Annotated in this window: 18 protein-coding genes; 8 read left to right on the top strand and 10 right to left on the bottom strand. The window is 43.5% G+C overall.

What is annotated here, in order from left to right:
- Positions 1-274: 274 nt before the first annotated feature.
- From R8806_RS16590 to R8806_RS16580, 3 genes are all read left to right on the top strand, one after another.
- On the top strand, positions 275-2,683 hold the full coding sequence (locus tag R8806_RS16590) for a TonB-dependent receptor (protein ID WP_124316811.1): 2,409 nt from the start codon (positions 275-277) through the stop codon (positions 2,681-2,683).
- A gap of 26 nt (positions 2,684-2,709) precedes the next feature.
- A complete protein-coding gene (locus R8806_RS16585; protein ID WP_124316810.1) occupies positions 2,710-3,327 on the top strand; it encodes an HAD family hydrolase in 618 nt (205 codons plus the stop codon).
- 83 nt (positions 3,328-3,410) lie between these two features.
- On the top strand, positions 3,411-4,214 hold the full coding sequence (locus tag R8806_RS16580) for a class I SAM-dependent methyltransferase (protein WP_124316809.1): 804 nt from the start codon (positions 3,411-3,413) through the stop codon (positions 4,212-4,214).
- A gap of 5 nt (positions 4,215-4,219) precedes the next feature.
- On the opposite strand, the gene R8806_RS16575 is transcribed toward R8806_RS16580, so the two are convergent.
- Positions 4,220-5,560: an MATE family efflux transporter gene (locus tag R8806_RS16575; protein ID WP_124316808.1), complete on the bottom strand. Its 1,341-nt coding sequence runs from the start codon at positions 5,558-5,560 to the stop codon at positions 4,220-4,222.
- A 123-nt stretch (positions 5,561-5,683) separates the two neighbouring features.
- A complete protein-coding gene (locus R8806_RS16570) occupies positions 5,684-6,148 on the bottom strand; it encodes a DUF2059 domain-containing protein (protein ID WP_087421436.1) in 465 nt (154 codons plus the stop codon).
- Positions 6,149-6,265: 117 nt separating this feature from the next.
- Between R8806_RS16570 and R8806_RS16565 the strand changes: the two genes are divergently transcribed.
- Positions 6,266-7,633 (top strand): S28 family serine protease, encoded by a 1,368-nt coding sequence (locus tag R8806_RS16565; RefSeq protein ID WP_124316807.1) that lies wholly within the window; start codon positions 6,266-6,268, stop codon positions 7,631-7,633.
- Here R8806_RS16565 and R8806_RS16560 read toward each other — a convergent pair.
- Positions 7,622-8,842, bottom strand: coding sequence for a 3-deoxy-D-manno-octulosonic acid transferase (locus R8806_RS16560; protein WP_124316806.1), 1,221 nt, complete (start codon positions 8,840-8,842; stop codon positions 7,622-7,624). The genes R8806_RS16565 and R8806_RS16560 overlap by 12 nt on opposite strands.
- 245 nt (positions 8,843-9,087) lie before the next feature.
- On the opposite strand from R8806_RS16560, the gene R8806_RS16555 reads away from it, so the two are divergent.
- The 4 genes from R8806_RS16555 (at position 9,088) to R8806_RS16540 (ending at position 16,356) form a co-directional block, all read left to right on the top strand.
- On the top strand, positions 9,088-10,281 hold the full coding sequence (locus R8806_RS16555; protein WP_124316805.1) for a DUF4252 domain-containing protein: 1,194 nt from the start codon (positions 9,088-9,090) through the stop codon (positions 10,279-10,281).
- 261 nt (positions 10,282-10,542) lie between these two features.
- Positions 10,543-11,970: an efflux transporter outer membrane subunit gene (locus R8806_RS16550; protein ID WP_124316804.1), complete on the top strand. Its 1,428-nt coding sequence runs from the start codon at positions 10,543-10,545 to the stop codon at positions 11,968-11,970.
- Between the two features lie 20 nt (positions 11,971-11,990).
- A complete protein-coding gene (locus R8806_RS16545; protein WP_124316803.1) occupies positions 11,991-13,082 on the top strand; it encodes an efflux RND transporter periplasmic adaptor subunit in 1,092 nt (363 codons plus the stop codon).
- A gap of 148 nt (positions 13,083-13,230) precedes the next feature.
- Entirely contained in the window at positions 13,231-16,356 is a 3,126-nt protein-coding gene (locus R8806_RS16540) for an efflux RND transporter permease subunit (RefSeq protein WP_124317685.1), read from the top strand.
- 245 nt (positions 16,357-16,601) lie between these two features.
- Here R8806_RS16540 and R8806_RS16535 read toward each other — a convergent pair whose 3' ends face one another.
- From R8806_RS16535 to R8806_RS16505, 7 genes are all read right to left on the bottom strand, one after another.
- The gene (locus R8806_RS16535; protein WP_124317682.1) at positions 16,602-18,764 is read right to left on the bottom strand and encodes a S46 family peptidase; all 2,163 of its coding nucleotides are present in this window, start codon (positions 18,762-18,764) and stop codon (positions 16,602-16,604) included.
- A 296-nt stretch (positions 18,765-19,060) separates the two neighbouring features.
- Positions 19,061-19,588: a hypothetical protein gene (locus R8806_RS16530; protein ID WP_124317683.1), complete on the bottom strand. Its 528-nt coding sequence runs from the start codon at positions 19,586-19,588 to the stop codon at positions 19,061-19,063.
- A gap of 31 nt (positions 19,589-19,619) precedes the next feature.
- Positions 19,620-20,018, bottom strand: a complete 399-nt coding sequence (locus R8806_RS16525; RefSeq protein ID WP_151411800.1) for a hypothetical protein — start codon at positions 20,016-20,018, stop codon at positions 19,620-19,622.
- 49 nt (positions 20,019-20,067) lie between these two features.
- Positions 20,068-20,391: a hypothetical protein gene (locus R8806_RS16520; RefSeq protein WP_317146608.1), complete on the bottom strand. Its 324-nt coding sequence runs from the start codon at positions 20,389-20,391 to the stop codon at positions 20,068-20,070.
- A 114-nt stretch (positions 20,392-20,505) separates the two neighbouring features.
- The gene (locus R8806_RS16515) at positions 20,506-21,216 is read right to left on the bottom strand and encodes a hypothetical protein (RefSeq protein ID WP_151411804.1); all 711 of its coding nucleotides are present in this window, start codon (positions 21,214-21,216) and stop codon (positions 20,506-20,508) included.
- 29 nt (positions 21,217-21,245) lie between these two features.
- Positions 21,246-22,019, bottom strand: a complete 774-nt coding sequence (locus tag R8806_RS16510; protein ID WP_151411806.1) for a hypothetical protein — start codon at positions 22,017-22,019, stop codon at positions 21,246-21,248.
- A gap of 106 nt (positions 22,020-22,125) precedes the next feature.
- Positions 22,126-23,214: a TlpA disulfide reductase family protein gene (locus tag R8806_RS16505; RefSeq protein ID WP_124316385.1), complete on the bottom strand. Its 1,089-nt coding sequence runs from the start codon at positions 23,212-23,214 to the stop codon at positions 22,126-22,128.
- Between the last annotated feature and the right edge of the window lie 67 nt (positions 23,215-23,281).

The following is a 23,281-nucleotide window of genomic DNA, read 5'->3' as shown; positions in this document are numbered from 1 at the left end:
AACAACATTCTGTCATTTCCATAACACCAAGAAAATCAATTGCACACCCAAACAACTCTTCGGGTTATAATCTCATACAATCCAGCACACATCGTTGACATCCTCATGTAACTCTATTGGCAAAGGGCTATGAAAGGGTAATGAAAGGGCCATAAAAGGGCGTGACCGTATTATTACCCAACTATATCCCCGAATTAAGCTTGGAATTAGTTTAGGTTATCCCCCTGTTGACAAATCAGCTATTTTAATTACTTTTGCAAGAGATACAAAAAACATGAAAACTATTATACGATTTGCTTTTATCCCGTTATTATTTCTTCCACTTTGCCTTTCCGCACAACAAACAGGTGTAGTGAAGGGACGGGTTTTTGACAGTAAAAACAATGAACCAATACCTTTTGCCAACGTGGTGATCTGGAAAACCACCACAGGCACAGCTGCCGACGAAAACGGGTACTTTCGCATAGAAAACGTGCCGTTGGGTTTCAATCGCTTGGAAGTGAGTAGCATCGGCTACACAACAAAATTATCAGAAGAATTCATGGTAAACACGGCCTCAGAACGCACGGTAAACATCGGACTGGAAGAAAGCCAAGTCAACTTGGAACAAGTAACGGTCAAGGCCAATCCATTCCGCAAAGCGGTGGAAAGTCCTGTTTCTTTACAACGCATCGGGATCGCTGAAATAGAGAAGAACCCGGGCGGGAATCGAGATATATCGAAAGTATTACAATCCATGCCGGGAGTCCTTTCCTCTCCGGCTTTCAGAAATGACTTTATTGTTCGAGGTGGAGGTCCCAGCGAAAACCGCTTTTATCTGGATGACGTAGAATTGCCCAACTTGAACCACTTCGCTACACAAGGGGCATCGGGTGGTGTGGTTAGTATCGTGAACATCGATTTCGTGAAGGAGGTAAATTTCTACTCGGGAGCATTCCCTGCCTCCCGGGGAAACCTGATGAGTTCCCTGCTCGACTTCCGGCAAATAGCGGGGAACCCTGACAAAATAAAAGTGCGAGGAACTTTAGGGGCGACGGATTTCGGGTTATCGCTGGACGGGCCTCTAACACCTAAAACCACGTTCATCATGTCCGCCCGCAGGAGTTACCTGAAATTCCTATTCGACATGATCGGTCTCCCTTTTCTGCCCGTGTATAATGATTTCCAGTTCAAAACGGAAACCAAGTTCAACCAGAAAAACGAATTAACCATACTGGGCATCGGGGCTTACGATGTTAATCATCTCAATAAAGGGATGAAAGATCCCGATGATGACCAAAGATATATGCTCAACTACCTACCGGAGAGCGTGCAATGGAGCTACACAATCGGAATTACCTACAAACATTACGGGGACCGTTGGAACCACCTTTTCGTACTCAGCCGCAGTACCCTGCAAAACGAGATCGAGAAATACACCAACAACGACAAAAGCCAAACGAAACTGGTGGATTATAATTCCGGTGAAACGGAGAATAAATTCCGATTCGAACACAATCATTTGTTACGACACGACATCAAGTTGAATGCCGGGGCCGGGATCGAATACGCTACTTACAAAAACAAGACAACAAGAGAATTATATACCCTCGGAGAGTTGAATCGGGTACACTACGACAAGAATTTTGATTTCTTCAAATGGTCTCTCTTCGGGCAAATCAGCAAAAATTTCTTTCTGGAACGTCTCGCCGTTTCAGCAGGAGTCCGGGTTGACGGGAATAGTTACACGTCGGGAATGAACAATCCTTTCAAACAGGCATCACCCCGGTTATCCCTCTCCTACTCGCTCTCCCCCGAATGGTTTATCAATGCAAATGCCGGACGCTATTATCAACTTCCCTCGTACACCACGATGGGATATGCCGACGAGCAAGGAGACCTAGTAAATAAACAAAACGGGTTGAAATATATCGGGACAAACCACTACGTGGTCGGTTTGGAATATCGCCCCGGTAGCCGGACAAAAATCACGCTGGAAGGATTCTACAAAACGTACGACCATTACCCGGTTTCCCTACTGGATAGCATCGTGCTTGCCAACAAAGGTACCGACTACGTGGCGGTAGGTGACGAACCCGTGAAATCTCTCGGCGAGGGGCGAGCGTACGGGGTAGAACTGATGGTTCGCACTCAGGAATTTTTCGGGATCGTGGCATCGCTCGCCTACACGTATTACTATTCCGAATTCAAGAAAATGGATCATGACCTGCAACCGATCTCGGAATATATTCCCAGCAGTTGGGACAACCGCCATATTCTTTCCCTCACGGCAACCCGCAAGTTAGGCCTCTGGGATATAGGTATGAAATGGCGAATCACGAACGGGGCTCCCTTCACTCCTTATGACGCGGAAACCAGTTCACGAATAGCAGCTTGGGATGCCAAGCGGCAACCTTATCTTGACTACTCCCGTTTCAATAGCGAACGGGCCTCCTCGTTCCACCAGCTGGACATTCGGGTTGACCGGAGTTTTTATTTCAAAAAATGGTCATTAATCCTGTATGCCGATATACAGAATATCTATGACCACAAGACGAAAAGCCCCGATCTGCTCGTACCGCAGGAGAACCCGGACGGAAGTTACAAAATCAACCCTGAACACCCGGATCACTACCTGATGAGATACATCAAAAATGACACGGGAACATTACTACCGTCCGTGGGTATTATTATTGATTTTTAAACAGATAACCGATTAACACTGAAAATATGAAGAATATTATTTTTGACCTCGGAGGAGTTGTTGTCGAATGGAATGCCAAACGAGTAATTGAAACCTTTAAAGGGAATCCTATTCTCGTGAATTTTGTCAGAGAGAACCGTCTTTTCCTGAACGATTGGCGGGATTACGACCGGGGAGACGTCACTCGCCAAGAACTGATCAACAAAGTCGCCATCCTATCCGGTTGCCCACCCGAAGACTGTAACGAATTCGTGGAACACGTGAAACATTCATTGGTCTCCATTCCCGAAACTGAAACTTTGATTAAAGAACTTTCCGCACGGGGATTCAAACTCTATTGTCTTTCCAACATGTCTGTCGATTTCTACGATTATCTGAAAACACGGGAAGTTTTCAAGTACTTTGACGGGCAAATCATATCTGCCCTCGAACACATGGTGAAACCCGACCGGGAAATTTACGACTTGATTCTAAATCGCTATCATTTAAAACCCAAAGAGTGTCTGTTTATTGATGATTTGGAACCCAACGTGAAGGCCGCACAAGCAGTAGGAATTAACACGGTACATTTCACCGACAGGCACAAGGGCTACGAGGAAATCCGGGAAAGACTAAAAGAGAAGAAACAACGGGCAACCCTATAACTCTCGAACGTAAAAGCATAAAGGAGCAACTAGCGACCTACCTGAAAGAAAAAGTTTTTGGTAAAATCCTAAAAACGGACAAAATGAAGATTAATGACCGCAAACCGATTCTATTTGAAAAATCCGACCACAACATTTGGACCGATCCCTACATCCAACAGCAGATGTTAAAAAAGCATCTTGATCTTCACTCCGACGAAGCAAGCAGAAGGCAAGAATACATCGTGAAGATCGTGAATTTTATACTCCAACACGCAAAACCGAAAAGCCGTTCGCTTGATCTGGGGTGTGGACCGGGATTGTACACGTCGCACCTTGCGGATGAAATGCACACTGTAACGGGTATTGACTTCAATAAAGCCTCGATAGAATATGCCACCCACAAACGAAAGGACATTGAATACATATTAGGAGATTATATCATGAATTACCCCACGGGACAATACGATCTGATCACCATGATCTATTGCGACATGGGAACCCATTCGGATAGTGACCGGGACAAATTACTGAAAAATATATATCACTCGCTGACGGATAACGGGATTTTCATTTTTGATATTTTCTCTGAAGGAATTATCAATGACAGACAGGAAGGTAAAAGTTGGGAATACGAACCTTCCGGAGGTTTCTGGAATGAAAGCGAGTACTTACTTTTAAGCCAGACATTCCATTACCCGCGGGATAAAGCATTCGCGTATCAATATAATTTGATTGTCGAAGATACTATCAAACAATTTATCGTTTGGGAAAGATATTATTCCGAAAAAGAGATTACAGACCTATTGAAAAAAATAGGATTCCGGGAAATATCCATTCATAAAAATTTACTTGGCAAGAACAACTTCACGTCAAGCAGTGAAATGTTCATTGTCGCTGAAAAGTAAATGCCCTATCCTTTTTTCCGCAAGAAATGATAGAATCGCCAACACATCATTCCCCCGGTAAGCGTTAAGCCCACGGGGTAACCGACCCATATTCCCTCGATTCCCCAATCCAACACGAAACCACAGACATAAGAAACTGGCAACGCAATCACAAAATAACCGATAAAAGAGATCACCGCCATAGAGGTCACGTCTGCCACGCCACGCAAGGCATTAGCAAAAATGATCTGTAAACTGTCACCAAACTGGTAGAATACCAGAATAACCATCAACACGGCAACCAAGTTTACCACATCTTCTGACGAAGTATATAACCACCCGATATGCTCCCGCACCAACAAAAAGAACACGGAAACCGAGATTGCCAATAATCCCAGCAAATGAGTTCCTGCCAAAGTTGCCCGTCGGACTCCTGCAATATCTCCCCGCCCAAAGAAATTACTCACCCGGATCGAAACAGCCGACCCAACCCCATAATAGACCATAAACCCTAACGTGGAGATAGAGGCCACCACCTGATGGGCTGCCAAGGGAACCGTTCCCAACCAACCGATCATAACCCCACTGATACTGAATAATGCTGTCTCCATTCCCATTTGTAAACCGACCATCATCCCCATTCTATTCAGCACTTTCAAATCTCCCGTGTTATAAGTCGTTCGGTGATAGCCGACAAGGTAACGCCGATAAGATTGTTTCCGGAAAAAGAGAATCGCAAAAGCCACGAACATGAAAATTCGCGAGGCCAGAGTAGAAATCCCCGCTCCCGTCAATCCCAATGCCGGAAGTCCCCCCACACCATAAATCAAGAGAGAATTCCCGATAATATTCAGCAGGTTAGCCGACAACATAATCCACATGGAAGTCTTTGTATCCGTGATGCCATCAGCAAATTGCTTGAAACTATTAAACATCATGACAAACACGAGAGAGGTCAACTGCAACAGAAAATAAGGCCGAATCAAGGGTAACAATTCTTCCGGTTGTCCCATCCTATGTACATTCAAGTACATAATTCCCATCGCCACAGAAAGGAATAACCCGATCATAAAATTTGCCAACAGGCTGTTACGTAACAACCCGCCAACCCTGAACTTATCACCTCGACCAAAGAATTGCCCGACCAAAGGTGTCAAGCCATAAGAAAATCCCATCCCGAACAGGATCGGAATATTAAACACGCTATTCACGAAAGAAGCGGCTGCCAAGTCGGACGTACTGAAATGTCCCACCATAATATTATCCACCAATCCGACAACCACAATCCCTAATTGTCCCAACACAATCGGCACCCCGATCTTGATCGTCGCCGAATAATCCTCTCTATATTTTTGCAGCCAATTCATTTCAACAAAATAAACAAGTTTGAAAGTTCATAAGGTTTATAAAGCCATGTACTACCCCCTCCAACTCCCCCTTACACAGAGGGAGAGCTGATCACCAAACGGCCTTACAAACTTTATCAACTCCTATAAATACCCTTTCGCCTTCAACGACTCCTGTACTTTCGTCGCGATCTTCATACCCCATTGCTGTCCGACAGCCATACTTTCAGTAGCGATTGCCGGTTGCGCGGCAGCCATTTTTTTACCGACAGGAGATTCGTAAAATTTCGTAATTTCCTGTAAATCGGACAAAGTTAGACGCTTATGATAAATCGGGGCTAACATTTCAACCAAGTCATCCACCAATGTCTTCATCATCTCTTTTTCTGCCTCACTCCAAAATTCAGCAGGAACATTCGGGAGTTGTTGTTTCATCATGGCAAACATTTGCGGGATAACAAGCTTGAATGTCGCATCGCTTCCGGAAACCACGATCATTTTTTTCAATGCGGCAACGTATTCTTTAGAAGGTTGAGTTTGTGCTGTCTGAGCGACACTTACACCTCCTATACCCAAAACAAGAACAAGGATAAATAAAATTTTTCTCATAACATCATATTTTAATTTGTGTTACAAAGATACCTTTTTTACACAAAAGTGCGGACGAGACAAGAAAAAACAGAAATAATTTATACCTTGCAGCACGATAACGCAAAGAACTGAACTATGAGATATGTATTTTCACTTTTTGTAACTCTATTATTAGCTTGCGGATCAGTACTTGCAAACGGTCCGTTATTACAGAAATTACAACAAATCAAAGAAATATCCGGTATTCGGGAACTAAAAGTTCAACCTTACACGGAATACTACGAATTCTGGTACGAACAACCGATAGACCATAATAATCCCTCGAAAGGAACTTTCAAACAAAGGGTATTGCTGGGTCATCGGGATTTCAACGCTCCCATGGTAGCCATCCTCGAAGGATACGGGATTTATTCCCCGGCAGAAAGCGAGTTGTCAAAACTATTCAAGACGAACCAGCTTACCATCGAACACCGCTTTTTCAATAACAGTAAGCCCGAAGGCGAAACCCCATGGACCGACTTGACCTTGAAACAGGCTGCCACGGACCAGCACGAAATTATTCAAACCCTACGACAAAAGATATACCCAAACACGAAATGGATCTCCACGGGTATCAGCAAGGGGGGGCAGACAACCGTCTATCACCGTTATTTCTACCCGGAAGACGTGGAGATAAGCGTACCTTACGTGGCTCCCATTAACTTGGAAAAAATTGATCCCCGGTTAGAAAAATTCCTTTCCAAACTGGGCGGAACCCCGGAAAACAGAAAATTACTCGAAGGTGGTGGAAAAGATATTAAATGGCAAATCTTCGATTTTCAAAAGAGATGTCTTGAAAATATGGATAAGCTTATGCCGCTCATGCAGGAATTAACGCAAGCAAAAGGCTATTCATTCAACAAAGTCGGCGGGACAGAACGGGCTTTCAAACTCACGATCCTAGAATTCCCATTTGCATTCTGGCAATGGGGAAACAACATCAATGATATGCCCCAACCGGAAGAAGACGATTATAACGAGATATTCAACTACTTGGTGAAAGTGTCTTCCCCGGATTTCTTTGACGACAAAGCCATTGAAAATTTACAGGCGTTCTATTATGCCGCTCTAACAGAAACAGGCATGTACGCTTATAATACCAAGCCGTTCAAGAAATTCTTCAAGGATGAACCGGAACCGATCATCACGTTCGACTTCGCCATGCCTAAGGGATATGAAAATGCCCCGTTCAACACACAACAATTGCAGGATATTAATCATTGGTTACAGACCAATGCAGAAAACATTCTTTTCATTTACGGGGGAAGTGATCCTTGGAGCGCCACGGCTGTCGATTTGAAGAAAAACAACAAATGCCGCAAGTACATCAAAGCCAACATGGACCACAAATGTCGCATTGCAAGTTTCGAAAACCTTACCCGTTCTGCCATTGTCAAAGTATTGAAATCATGGCTCACGGGTACGGAAGTCGAAGAAGAAATTGAAGAAGTTTTAATCTACTAACTGACGAATAATTGCGTCTGTCGCACCAAGTTGTTGATTGACGAACTTTAAAGCACTTTGCCCGGCCGCATCAGCGATTGCCGGGCTATTTATTAATGAATCCATCAAGGAAGTAAATTGCTCCTTATCCGAGATTGAAAACGCCCCGCCGCAAGCGATCAAATCAACCGCCTCTTTAAACTTGTGATATTTCGGCCCGAACAAAACAGGAATACCGTAGATTGCAGCCTCAAGCGTGTTGTGAATCCCTTTCCCGAAACCACCCCCGACATAGGAGATAGAACCGTAACGATAGATTGAAGACAATACCCCGATCGTATCGACCACGAGAACCTGACATTTCGTCACATCGGCTGTCTCATCTGTATAGCGAGCTACCAACTTGCGACACTTGCCCAAAATATCTTTGATATGCCCCTCCCCGATCTCGTGAGGCACGATAATCCATTTGTAATTTCCTTCCTGCGCATTAATATAATCCAGAATAATATCTTCATCTCCGGGCCAAGTACTTCCACAAACCACGGCCCTCCTGTCATTACAGAAAGCCTCCACCTTTTCGATTCTTTTTGCCGCATCCGCAATCTGTTTTACCCGGTCAAAACGAGTATCTCCCGTCTGTTGCACGTGAGTAATACCAATCGTTGACAACAACTTTACGGATTCCTCATCCTGCACGAAAAGACGAGTAAAGAACCCGAGCATACGACGATGCAGATTTCCCCATTTCTTGAAGAACGGTTGCTCCGGACGGAAAATTGCAGAGATCAAATATGTCGGTACCTGATGTTTATTCAGCTCACTCAGATAATTATACCAGTACTCGTATTTCACGAACACGGCAGCATCCGGTTTCCATTTTTCCACGAAACGGCGGGCATTTGAAGGAGTATCAATCGGTAAATAATAGATATAATCAGCTCCTTGATAATTCTTGCGAATCTCGTACCCGGAAGGAGAGAAAAAGGTCAATAATATTTTCGTGTGAGGCTCGATCTCTTTCAATTTCTCAATCACCGGACGTCCTTGCTCGAATTCTCCCAACGATGCTGCGTGAACCCACACCAATCGCCCTTTTCCACGCTCAACGGCCTCCATCCGTTTCCATATTCCTTTTCGCCCTTTTACCCATAATGCCGCTTTCTCGTTAAAAAGAGAGGCCACGCCGATAGCACAACGATATGCAATAATTCCAAAATTATACAGCATAATTCTATGATTTAATGATTTTAGATTCAGTGATTATTCGAAATTCATAATCATGCACCTAAAATCACATAATCATAAATCACCTAATCACCTAATCATTTTTCGGCTTCAAAGGTATAAAATTTATCGCCCAATGGTATAACTTTTGTAAATAACGTTAAGCAGGGGAGAATGAACGAGTTATTACATTACATTTACTCTCCGAATAGAAGTACGTGTCAGTAAAACATTAAAATAGTCAAGTTATGAAGATCAAAAGTCTATTAACATGCATGATGGTAAGCCTTGTCACGATCCTACCCTTACAGGCTCAGGTCGGCAAGGAAATGAAAGCATTCCGCAACAAGGATGGTATAACCGTAACGATGTTAAACCCGTCGCTTTACAGCCTTTACAAACAAGGTGACCTGTCCCTACCCGCGGAAGAGGCTTTGAAAGACATAAAAGAAATCAACGTGATACAAGTTGACATCAAACGGGCCACCCCCAAGGTTGTGGAAGAAATTTCTCAACGCATCACCCCGATCGTGGAAAACGAGGCCAAATACACGCTCGTGCGTAGCCACCGGGGAGCTTACAGCCAAGAATACCTCTACGTGACACAACACGAAGAACGTATCACGTCTCTCGTTCTATGGAGCGAAGATGCAGAAACACTTTCTATCGTGGAACTCAAGGGTAACATCCAACTGGATAACGTGGATGAAATCGCCAATGCGCTAAAAGTGAAAGGACTCGATCGCTTGGCTTACATCAACACGCCGACAGATCAGGTTGCATCCGGTTCCGATTTTATCAAAAAACTGGAAGAACGCTTTGGTATAAAAAGAGATTCCATTTTCGGGAAAGATCCTTTTGGTTCATTCCGGGAAAGTTTCGGCAGCATGGACGATATGCTTAAAAAAGCGGAAGAAATGTTCCGTGACATGGGGCCCATGTTTAGCGGAGAATCGGATATGGAAGGGATGGGAGAATCCATTTCCAATGGTCTGGAAGTTATTCAGGAAAACGGAAAAACCCGTATAAAAGTAAACGCCAAAAACTCGGAAGTATCTTACGTGATCGACGGTATCGAATACGCGGCCGATTCCCTTAAAAACGGTATCCCCGACGAAATCGCCACCGTGAACATGATTACCTCCCCGACGAATGCCAAAAAATCATACATAATAATCAACACGAAACAGAAAAAAGGACAATTCATCAGTTATGCCAACGGCGTACTGAAATACAAGTACAACAAACAGGAATACACGTTGAATCCCGAGAAATTGGAAGAACCGGCCTTGATTATCAACAACCGTCTGACAAGAAGTTTCAATATTGATCCGGTACAAATTATACAGATTCGCCCGGTATCCGAACTGGAACGACAATTATTAGGCGCCCCATCAGCCCAAGTCATTATCGTAACCGATAAAATGGGTTTCTTCTTCTAACATTTTTCTTTTAAAAAACGTATAGCAGCAATACACGAGGGGAATGTGTCAAAAGGCATTTTTCAAACTCCCTCCCCCCCTTCAGGGTACTCCCTCTATAAACAGAGGGAGAGTTGAAATACTCCCTGTCTTCGGGAAGAGTCTCCAGCTCCTCCTCTGTTTATAGAGGAGGTGGCACGAAGTGACGGAGGAGTTTTTTGAGGAATAAAATACCTTTTGACACACCCTCCTCGCTATAAACTAACAATCAACGCATACGTTATGAAATTGGCTGCTATCACGAGAACAGGAAGTTATTTCCTAACATTATTCCTATTCACCTTTATCCCTTCGGCCGGAAATGCCGGGCAATATCTACCCGACCAACCGGAAAAGATCAAACCATATAAAAAGGTAAGTGAACATTCGAACCTGCAACAAACCTTACCCTCCAACGATGAATGGTGGCAACTGTTCAAAGATCCGATTCTCGACACGCTGATCAATAAAGCCGTCATCAAAAACTACGATGTGCGAAATGCTATTCGCAAAATAGAGATGGCAAAAGCAAAACTGCGGGTGGATCGCAGTCCCTATTACCCGACCATCTATTTTTCAGCCAATTATGCCCCGGAAAAGAGCAGCCTTAGCGCGGATAAAAAAAATATTATCGAACGGAACGGAACCGCCACCGTCAACCTAAACTGGGAACTCGACGTGTTCGGACGAATCCGGAAAGAGAGTTCTTCTCAGAAAGAATTCTATCTTGCTGCACAAGAAGATTACCGGGGAGTAATGGTATCTCTCGCCGCACAATTATCCACAGCATACATCAACTTGCGGAGCGCCCAGAAACAACTGGAAGTAACCCGTGAAAACATCGAGTCACAAAAGAAGGTTATGGAACTCACCGAATCAAGGTTCAAACTCGGATTAGCCTCCCAACTTGACGCGGCACAAGCCAAGAGCCTCTACCTGCAAACCAAAGCGTCATTACCGGGAATCGAATCGACCATCGCCCAGCAGATCAACCTAATCGGGGTACTTATCGGAGAACATTCGGTTGCCATTCGGGACTCGTTATTAAAAATCCGGCCCATCCCGATCAATCCTCGGCAAGCAGCGAATGGTATTCCCGCCAACCTGATTCGCCAACGTCCTGATGTACGTTCAGCAGAGAGAACGATTGACGGGTTGGCTGAGGCCGTGGGGGCAAGCCGTGCCGACTGGTGGCCCAAGTTCCTCGTGACCGGATTCTTCGGCTACTCGTCCGAAAACTTCGAACAGTTTACGAATAAAGAAAACATGATCTGGCAAATCGCACCCTCTATTAAATGGACGATCTTCAGCGGTAGAAACTTGGTGGAATCCAAGAAATCTGCCCAATTACAACTTGACGAAGAGATCAACTCGTACAATCAAACATTACTGACCGCCTTGCAAGAGGTGGATAACGCGCTGGTAACTTACAACAAATCACTCCTGCAAATATCCGCCTTGAATGACGCATTCCAACAGTCACAATTAACGTTGGACCTCGCGATAGAACAATACAAAAACGGATTGGCCAGTTACCAGACCGTGTTAAGTTCCCAAATCAGTCTTTTGAACTACGAGAATTCCCTTGTGGAAGCCAGAACTGCCTCCCTTCGCTACCTGATAGAACTTTATCAAGCCCTAGGAGGGGGATGGCCAGTAAGTGAATTTTAAGAACTTTATAAACTAACCATATGAAAGCATTTTCCATTATTTGCGTTATTTCTATTCTTCTTTTGGCCGGATGTGGCAAATCGAAGAAACAACAGGAAACAGCTCCAACACCCTCGGTTGCCGTTGATCATCCGCAGTTGCGCACGGTGGTCTATACATTTGAGTACCCGGGGTATCTACAAGCGGAACAAACGGTCAATCTCGTGGCACGGGTTTCGGGCTACTTGGAATCTTATCAATTCACTCCCGGACAACGGGTTCGCGAAGGGCAAACTCTTTTCGTGATTGAACCGCAACCTTATAAAGATAAAGTGACACAAGCCGAGGCAAACGTGGAAAGTAGTAAATCGAAACTTGCCTACACGAAAGCATCTTACGAACGGATGCAGGAGGCCGTGAAGACCAAAGCGATCAGTGAGATAGACTACCTTCAAGCCCAATCCGACTATGGAGAAGCCCTTGCAGCTTACGAAGAGGCTCGGAGCCAGTTAAGCCTGGCCAATATAGACCTTTCATACTGTATCGTGAAAGCACCTTTTACCGGGCGAATCTCCCGGAACATGGTCGATCCGGGCAACATGGTCGGAACAGATGCCAGTAATTCGGCTCTAGCCACCATATACAAGGACAACCAAATGTATCTCTATTTCAACATGGCTTACCCGGACTTTGCCCGGTTACCCAAGAATACCCCGTCTGCCCTCCCGGTCACCATACAAGACGTGAATAATCCGGAAAAGACTTGGATCGCCGCTCTGGATTACAGTTCCCCGAACATTGACCTCAACACGGGAACCCTCAACCTGCGAGCCATTGCCCGTAACCCGAACGGGGAACTTCTTAGCGGGATGTACGTGAAAGTCATTGTCCCCTACAAAAGTGTCCCGAAAGCGATTGTCATTCCGGAAGCATCCCTCGGTACCAATCAAGGCGGACGCTATGTTTATCTCGTGGGACCGGATGACACAATCGTCTTCCGTCAAGTGGAAGTCGGAGTACTCACTCCCGATGGGATGCGGGAAATCACCAGTGGTCTCACTTTGGAAGACCGCTACGTGACCAAAGCCCTCATCAACGTACGTCCGGGAATGAAAATCAATCCCATTCTGTGATTTAATGATTTTAGATTTTAGATTCCAGCCACACAAAAACAACGCTTTGAGAATTACAAAATCTAAAACTAAAAATCATCCATCTAAAAGCAACCAACTCGCGTTGTTGAAATTTAAAATCTGAAATCTAAAATTTAAAATCAACAAGATGTTATCTCGCTTTTTCATCAATCGACCGATATTTGCCACCGTCCTATCTATATTAATCGTGGTTGCAGGTGTGATCACGTTGAGATCATTACCCGTGGAACAATACCCCACGATAACCCCGCCCACGGTAGTCGTGGAGGCTCAATATCCAGGAGCAAATGCCACGACCATCGCACAGATGGTAGCCACCCCGATCGAGCAACAAGTTAATGGGGTCGAAGGAATGCTTTATATGTCATCCACTTCTTCCAGTGCCGGGGTCTATCGGCTTACTGTAACCTTCGAGATCGGTACCGACCTGGACATGGCTACCGTTCTCGTACAGAACCGGGTAAACATGACCCTAAGTTCACTTCCGCAAGAAGTGACAAAAATAGGGGTCACCACCACCAAAGAATCCACCAACGTGGTCATGTTTCTCTCGTTGACCTCCGATAACCCGAGTTATGACGCTCTTTACCTATCCAACTATGCAGAATTGAACCTCGTGAACGAATTATCACGGGTAAAGGGAGTAGGCAGCGTCGGGGAATTCGGGGCAGGAAATTACAGTATGCGTCTCTGGCTGAATCCCGACTTACTGACCATCCGGGGCATCAGTCCGCAAGAGATTATCTCTGCCATCGAAAGCCAAAACATACAGGTAGCACCCGGAGCAGTCGGGGCTCCCCCGCTTGCCAGCCCGGTAGCCTTCCAGTACACGTTGGAAACCCAAGGATTACTAGTCAGTGAAGAAGAATTCGGAAACATCATTGTAAAAACACTTTCCGACGGAAGATACCTACGCCTGAAAGACGTGGCCACAATCGAGCTGGGAAGTCAGACGTACTCGACAAACGCCCTGTTAAAAGGTCAGGCGGTGGCCGCCATAGCCATCTATCAACTTCCGGGAGCAAACGCCCTGGATGTGGCACAACGTATCAAAGCCCGGGTAAACACGTTATCCTCGTATTTACCCGAAGGCGTACACCTGAATATCACGCTCGACACGACCGAATTTATTCACGCATCTGTCAAAGAGATATATAAAACGCTGGGAACGGCTTTTTTACTCGTGTTGATTGTCATTCTGATCTTCTTACAAAACTGGAGAGCCATGCTGATTCCTCTGATCGCCATTCCGGTATCACTTGTCGGAACCTTCACGTTCATGGGTCTTATGGGCTTTTCCATCAATACACTAACCCTTTTCGGGTTGGTGCTGGCCATCGGGTTGGTCGTGGACGACGCAATCATTATTGTCGAGAACAGTTACCGCCTGATCGAGACCGGAAAATATGTGGACATGAAATCTGCCGTCACCCAAGCCATGAAAGAGGTGTCGGGGGCCATCGTGGGCATTATCCTTGTCCTCCTGGCCGTGTTCATCCCGACCGCATTTATTGGCGGGATCACGGGAATGCTTTACAAGCAATTCGCCTTAACCATCGCGGCAGCAACCGTCATCAGCGGGTTCAATGCCCTGACGCTAAGTCCCGCATTATGCGCCCTTTTCCTAAAACCCGCTAAACCATCCAAATTCTTCCTATTCAAGGGATTCAACAAGTTTTTCGAGAAAACCACGAACGGGTACACGTGGGTAGTACAAAGCTTTATCCGAAAATCGGCATTGGCAATTCTGGCATTCTTGGTTCTCGCCATACTGGCATTCATCGGTTTCTTACGACTACCGACAACTTTCGTCCCGAACGAGGATCAAGGATATTTCGTGGTCTCCATGCAACTACCGGACGGTTCATCCCTCTCCCGGACAGAATCCGCATCAGCCAAAGCGGGTGAGATATTAAAGCAAATCGACGGGGTAAAAACCTATATTGCGATCAATGGATTCTCCATGATGGACAACGCCCAAAACTCTAACGCAGCTTCCATCTTCGTCATGCTCGAAAACTGGGACAAGCGAAAAAGCAAAGCCTTGGGAGTAGATGCCATCACGACTCGATTCAATGAACTGGCCTATCTCGAAATCCCGGAGGCACAAAGTTACGCCGTTTCCCCTCCCCCGATCCCCGGCCTAGGAGAAAGTAGCGGGTTCGAACTCATGGTGGAAGACATCAATAACTACGGTTCTACATCCCTGCAACAAGCCGTCGATCATCTGGTTGATGCAGGAAACGGAACTCCCGGTTTGTCCATGCTCCGGTCCACGTTCAGCGCCAGCGTTCCGCAATATTACCTGAACATCGACCGAGACAAGGTTGAATTAATGCAAATCCCGATAGGAGACGTGTTTAACGCTCTCTCGGCATACATCGGCTCCATTTACGTGAATAACTTCGTGAAATACGGCAGGACCTTTCAAGTTAAACTTCAAGGCATTCCCGACAGCCGGAGAGTGATTGACGACGTTTTATTTTTGAATGTCAAGAACACGCAGGGCGAAATGGTTCCCTTCTCTGCCTTCACGACCGTGGAACAACGCCTAGGGACAGAACTTCTCCCCAAGTACAACACCTATTCGGCAGCCTCTCTATCCGGAAGTGCAGCCCCGGGTTATAGCTCCGGTCAGGCGTTGACCATCATGCAACAGGTATTCGAGCAGGAACTAGGCAACACATTCGGTTACGAATGGACCGGACTGGCCTACCAGGAAGAGAGTGCGGGATCGACCACGACAATGATTTTCATACTCGCCATTCTCGTGGCTTTCCTCATTCTCGCTGCTCAATATGAAAGCTGGACCTCGCCGTTTGCCGTGATCATGGGACTACCCATTGCCCTATTGGGGGTTGTCATCGGGTATCTCGTGATGAATCTTCCGATCAGCGTCTACACCCAAATCGGTATCATCCTGTTAATCGCTCTAACCGCCAAGAATGCCATCTTGATCGTGGAATTTGCCCGAGACTATCGAGCCGCCGGGAAACCGATCTCCGAGGCAGCCATTGAGGCCGGAAAGGTTCGGCTACGTCCAATCTTAATGACCTCATTCGCTTTCATCCTCGGTGTTTTCCCTCTGGTCATCTCCACCGGAGCCGGGGCTGCAAGTCGAATCTCGTTAGGGATAGCCGTTTTCGCCGGGATGTTGATGACCTCGTTGGTGGGTACACTTTTCATGCCCAATTTTTACTATGTCATGCAGTCTTTACAAGAACGACTAACCCGAAAGAAACAGAAATCCTAAGGAAATAATATCCATTATTCGAACCTCCTTCAGAGATCATTCAGTGCTTCCCCATACCGTGATATTTAAGCCACGAATAAACTCTGAGTGATCTCTGAATGAGTGAGATTATTTGGGTTAGATTACTTCTTTATTTGGGTCGGTTTCGGGTAGAAATACAAAAAAGAGTGTACTCCACAGTTACATATGTAAAGTACACTCTTTTAAAAACTTAAATTCACCCTCTTAACGAGGCTTTCAAACAATTAGAATACAATCGTCATCTCGTTGATCAAGTTCTGGGCATTCGCGATCTTGTCCACGATGAACAGCATGTAACGAGCATCCAAGTTGATACATCTTTGCAAGTTTTCCTCGAAATCAATATCACCGGACATAGCCTCTGAGTTTCCATCAAATGCGGTTCCGATCAACTCACCGTTACCATTGATCACCGGAGAACCGGAATTACCACCTGTAATATCATTGTTCGTGATGAAGTTCACGGAAATGTTGTCAGCACCGTAACGTCCGAAATTCTTCGCGTAATACAAATCTTTCAAATTTTGTGGTACTTCGAACTCGCCACCTTTCGGGCCTTCTTTTTCCATAACACCGGTTAACGTGGTGTAATAATCATAGAACACGGCATCTCTCGGTTTGTAGCTCTTCACGTTTCCATAAGTCAAACGGATAGTAGAATTAGCGTTCGGAGCCCATACTTTGTTCGGTTCCATTGCCATCAATCCATTCACGAACAAACGATCTCCTTTGGCAATATTGCTACGCATAGAACTCATTTCCCCGCTTAATTTCTGGTAAACCTCGAACAAGCTCTTTCCCGTGATATAACCCAAATCTTTATTCAATTTCTTCATATCCGGTTTTTCAAGGAACGCGTTCAAACGAGCCTCATCCGTGAAAATAGATTTGTCGGACAGTTCTTTAGCGAATTTCTCGTAGTTACCTTTGTATTTTTTGTTGATCAAATTGATCACTTCAGGATGCCATTCGGCAGCCACGTTATCACTATAAATCTTGAATAAAACAGCCATCAAGTTTTTATCAACATCTTTGTTGAAATCCTTAAAGAAACCTGCTGCATTTTTCTTTATTGCCTCGATGTACATATCCTTCATTTCAGCCGGAGTATTTGCATCCAAAGCTCTTTCCAAGGTATTAGCCACTTGGAACGCGAACAACGGAACTTCAGGACCTTGTAATGCAGCCTCCTGCATGTAAGACATGGCCACGTTATACGGGTGCATAGCCTCGTAACCCTCTTTGATCAAAGTCAAAGCGTTACCATATTTAGCTTTGCGAGCCGGATCAGCGTTCACCCAAGCGGTAAATTCACGCTCGATTCTCTCTTTCTCACCCATCGTGTTCAAATTCTCCAACGCGATATTCTGCTCGTGAGAATATTTCCAGTAGTTAGCACATGATGCATATTTAGATGCATACTGAATACGAGTGGCAGCGGCAGCGTCCATTCCTTCTTTCATGATACGCAACTTCTCGGTACGTACTTTGTAACGAATATCATTGGTTACATCCATCGTCTCTTTCAAACCGAAGCTAGTCAAGAAACGATCGGTTGTTCCGGGGAATCCCATGATCATGGCGAAATCACCATCCTGTACTCCTTTGGCAGAAACAGGCAAATGATGTTTCGGTTTCAACGGAACATTACTCGTGTTGTAAGGAGCCGGTTCACCGTCAGGACCCGTGTAGATACGCATCATACAGAAGTCTGCCGTGTGACGGGGCCAAGACCAGTTGTCCGTGTCACCACCGAATTTACCCATGCTTTGAGCCGGTGCGCCTACTAAACGAACATCGCGGTAAATCTTGTAAACCAACAGGAAGAACTGATTCCCCTCGAACATCTCCTGTACCTGAGCGTGAAGGTTAGTTCCTTGTACTGCCTTGGCAGAAATTTGTTTAGAAATAGCATCAATAGCTGCTGCACGTTCTTCTTCTGACATATTATCATTCAAAACAGCGTTCACTTGATCGGTCACGTCTTCCATACGTTGCAGGATAGATGCGGTAATACCAGGATTCGGTAACTCTTCGCTATATTTGTAAGCCCAGAAACCGTTTGACAAGTAGTCATGTTCCACGGTTGAGTGCTTTTGAATCACGCTGAATCCGCAGTGGTGGTTCGTCAATACCAATCCTTTGTCCGAAATGATCTCTCCAGAACAGAAATGCCAGAAAGGACGTCCGTCGTTTCCTAATCCAACGATTGCATCTTTCAACGATGCCTGATTCACGGAATAAATATCTTCCGCCGTCAATTTACAGCCTTGTGCCTGCATCTGCTCGATGTTCTTCCCGAGCAATGACAAAAGCCACATACCTTCATCCGCCCGCACGATTGACGTTGAAAGCAAAGCAAATACAATAATAAAAACTCTCTTCATCTGTTTAAATTTCACGTTTAATATATAATCTGATCTAATTTAATTCCTGTCAAATTATGCCCTCGCCTCCCACAAACGATCGCGAATATACAATTTAATTCAAAGAAACCTTATGTAACTTACCGTGATTTAATATTATTATAACATTTTACAACACGCTGTCAGAGTAAATTAATCCTCAAGCGAAACCCATAAATATGTATTGTGAAATTTAAAATATCAACAAAACAAGAACGGAAGCTATTTGAATCTCCCGTTCCCTACTTTACATTATTTCCTTACTTTTTTCCCCCACATCAAAAATTTTCTCCATACTCGTCCTCCACCATCTTTTTCAATTTAGTTGGATGACAGGTCCCAAATTTATTATAAAGGAACCAGTTCCATTTCATGATAATAAATTCGACCTCAAAAACGCATCCTTCTTTATCTACATAAGCTAAAAGAATGAACCCTTCCTCAGACGAGGGCACGCATTTCTTTAATAATGCCTTTATTTCAGTCGGAATAACTTCTGTCCAGATATGCTCTTTCCAATCAGCCAGCATTTCCACCATTTCATGGGTAAGTGACTCACCAATATAGCCTGGATATTTACTCTCGAATTTTTGAAAACTCTTATCAAAATCAGGAACATGTAACTTCCAATGAATTGTTTCTAATTCTTTACAGCAACCAACCTTTGTTCTTATCGGAACTATTTCCAAGCCATTAATCACTCTTTTCGACAAAGTGTCTTCTTTTCTAATATTAATTGCAGTAGATGCATTTACCATAACCACATATGATAAGTACACCAATAATGTTAAGATTACATTTTTCATTTTATCATCATTTTTAGAGATTCTACTATCCTTACCTTTTAAAATTAAACAAAAACGTTTCTAACAACAATGGTATATAATAATTTAAATCATTTATTTGCAGTATATCATGCGTCGTTTTATCATTATATTGCAAATTCATTATACAAATTGTTCCATACTTTTTAAACTCTATTCCGAAAAGAAACTTATCGAAACTTGATGTATTAATCAAATTATTAATCCAGTCTATATAAGGCTGATAAAACAAACCCTCATCAGGACTCATGCCTTGATACTTAAAATCACAATTGGCACAATACTTTTGCATAATTACATCAGTCAACACTCTCATTTCATATTCTTCGCAAGCTGGTATAACGCCATCTCGATAAGGAACATAATTATACATGGCATAATAATGCAATAATTCATGTAGAACATTCTCCATGGTGATACAATCCTCTCTTAAGAAACCAATTTTTGGCGGGTATATGGGATCATACCCATGCTTCCCCAAGCGAACTAGACCCTCCTGTTATCTCCATCTTGACTTTCAAACCATCCTTTAGAGAGTTCAACATTTTATTCGTTTCTGGAAAAGTATATAATAACTCAAGTATATTCTCGAGTTTACGAATACTATATTGGTCCATCGAGTTTCTGTCATACTCTATCAAATCTCTTAACGAGTCAGGCATAAACAATCGTTCATTACCTGCTTTCAAGGTGGAATTATCTTCCAACATCTCCATTTCATTTATACAACCAACAAAATACAAGAAGATTAAAACTAGGATATATATCAATAATTTCTTTTTCATAACACCAGTTTAATTGTCATGACAATACTTTTTTGAAAGCGAGTCCCCCAAAAAACGAGAACTGAGGGGACCCAGACTTAAACAACACTTTATACTGCCCACAACATCATTTCCTTACTTTTTTCCCCCCACATCAAAAATTTTCTCCATACTCCCGTCCTCCACCATCTTTTTCAATTTAGTTGGATGACAGGTCCCAAATTTATTATAAAGGAACCAGTCCCATCTTTCAATAATATATTCTTTCCCTTCTTGATTCGTGACTTTATCCTTGTTCAAACAAAATTCAACTTGCTTAATGACTTCACATTTTTCTTTTAACAAGTTATCATATAATTCTTTCATCATATTTTTCGGAAGAGAATTTAACGCTTCGAGAACAACATCCGAGACAATAAATTCAACCGCAAAAGCATTTCCTTCTTTATTGACATAAAGCCAAATAAGAAATTCCCGCTGATGAGGAGACGAACATTTTCCAACTAACGTTTTTATTTCTGCTGGAACCACTTCTGTCCAAACATACTCTTTCCAATCCGCCAATTTTTCCAATATTTCATTAGAAAACGAGTCACCCATACGCCCCGGATATTTACTTTCGAAATTCTGAAAACTCTCTTCAAAATCAGGAATATGTAATCTCCAAAGATTTACTTCTGATTGTCCTTTATATATTAACGTTTTCATCTTTATTGGAACTACTTCCAAGCCGTTAATCATCCTTTTCGACAAAGTGTCTCCTTTTTCAACATTATTTATAGTAGACGCATTTACCATTATTTCAAATGATAAATTTACCAACAACATCAGAATTATAGTTTTCATTTTATTACTATTTTAAAGGTTTACGATTCTTATCTTTTAAAATCAAATAAAAATGTTTCTAATAAGAGTGGTATGTAATAATTAAAATCATTCTCATTTAATACATCAGAAATAGGTCTATCATTAGTTACAAGTCTTCTTATACAAAATGTTCCATACTTTTTAAACTCTATTCCGAAAAGAAACTTATCGAAACTTGATGTATTAATCAAATTATTAATCCAGTCTATATAAGGCTGATAAAACAGACCCTCATCAGGACTCATGCCTTGATACTTAAAATCACAATTGGCACAATACTTTTGCATAATTACATCAGTCAACACTCTCACTTCATATTCTTCGCAAGCTGGTATAACGCCATCTCGATAAGGAACATAATTATACATGGCATAATGATGCAATAATTCATGTAAAACATTCTCCATGGTGATACAATCCTCTCTTAAAAAACCAATTTTGGGCGGGTATATGGGATCATACCATGCTTCCCCAAGCGAACTAGACCCTCCTGTTATCTCCATCTTGACTTTCAAACCATCCTTTACCAGAGAGTTCAACATTTTATTCGTTTCTGGAAAAGTATATAATAACTCAAGTATATTCTCGAGTTTACGAATACTATATTGGTCCATCGAGTTTCTGTCATACTCTATCAAATCTCTTAACGAGTCAGGCATAAATAATCGTTCATTGCCTGCTTTCAAGGTGGAATTATCTTCCAACATCTCCATTTCATTTGTACAACCAACAAAAAACAAGAAGATTAAAACTAGGATATATATCAATAATTTCTTTTTCATAACACCAGTTTAATTGTCATGACAATACTTTTTTGAAAGCGAGTCCCCCAAAAAACGAGAAGTGAGGGGACTCTGATCTAAACAACACGCTCTATTATTGCTTTACTTATTTTTTCTTTTTCAATATTTCATCGATTTTCTTTTCCAACTCTTTGCCCCGCAGATTTTTAGCCACGATACGATTTTCATCATCTAGAATAAATATACAAGGGAGCGTTTTAACCCGGTAGTTTACAACGATCACGGAATTCGGCCCCCGCATATCAGACACGTTCTTCCAATCGCTGCCATCCTCTCCGATAGCCGTCAGCCAGACACTCTTGTTATCATCCAGCGAAACACTGATAATCTCCAATCCCTTAGGACGGTAACGCTTGTATAATCTCAACAAGTTCACGTTCTCATCCCGGCAAGGCTTACTCCAAGATGCCCAAAAATTGACTATTTTCACTTTAGCCCGTGTCTCATGCAAGGCAAGAACACCTCCATCGGCCAATGGCGCACTGAAATCGGGAGCAACAGCCCCCACAGCAATCTTTTGCATCTTATTCAACTCGTCAACAATCCGTTTCCCATAAAACGTGGCCTGCGCCTCCTCTCCCAGCACCTCGTAACGCTCAGTCAATTTTGCCTCGTCAACACCTTCCATTTTGGATGCTACCATCCAAGCCGCAACAATCGAATGATTATACTTTTTCAATAACGCCAATTCCTCGGCCTCCACGTTCAACAGAATCGTCTGGAATTCTCGCTGGAACTCTTGTAACCGGGCAGGATTTGCAATCGCTTGTGCATCCAACCGTTCTTGACTCTCCAACAGATAACGATTCAAATCATTAAACTCCGACCATATTTTCTGGGCCTCTCCGCCTCCTTCCACTACCAAAGTTCCGGAAACAGAAGTAATCAGGTAGGGAGCGTTTTCCAACATAATTGTTGCCAATACCGCATCTTTCTTTCCTGTCATCAAGTATACCACGGTCATTTCCGACATTCTTCCCGAAAACTCAAACCGACCATCCGTGACCGTAATATCCCCCAACTCGATCAATCCGTTCTCCGTGTCGGCAATCAACACCATCTGTCCGTTGACCGTGGGCTCCAACCGACCTTCAAGCCTGTAACTGCCATCTTGTGCGACGCTTGTAACGATACCACAAAACAACATGCAAACAGCAAATAAAACCTTTCTCATGTCCACTTGTTTTAGGTTAAAAAGTCTCCCGTCTCGATTTTAATATCTCGACGGGAAACTTAAACTC

The sequence above is a fragment of the Butyricimonas faecihominis genome, from assembly GCF_033096445.1.
Taxonomy (GTDB): Bacteria; Bacteroidota; Bacteroidia; order Bacteroidales; family Marinifilaceae; genus Butyricimonas; species Butyricimonas faecihominis.
Note: the sequence above shows the minus strand (reverse complement) of the source record. Positions and strands in the feature narration are given on the sequence as shown.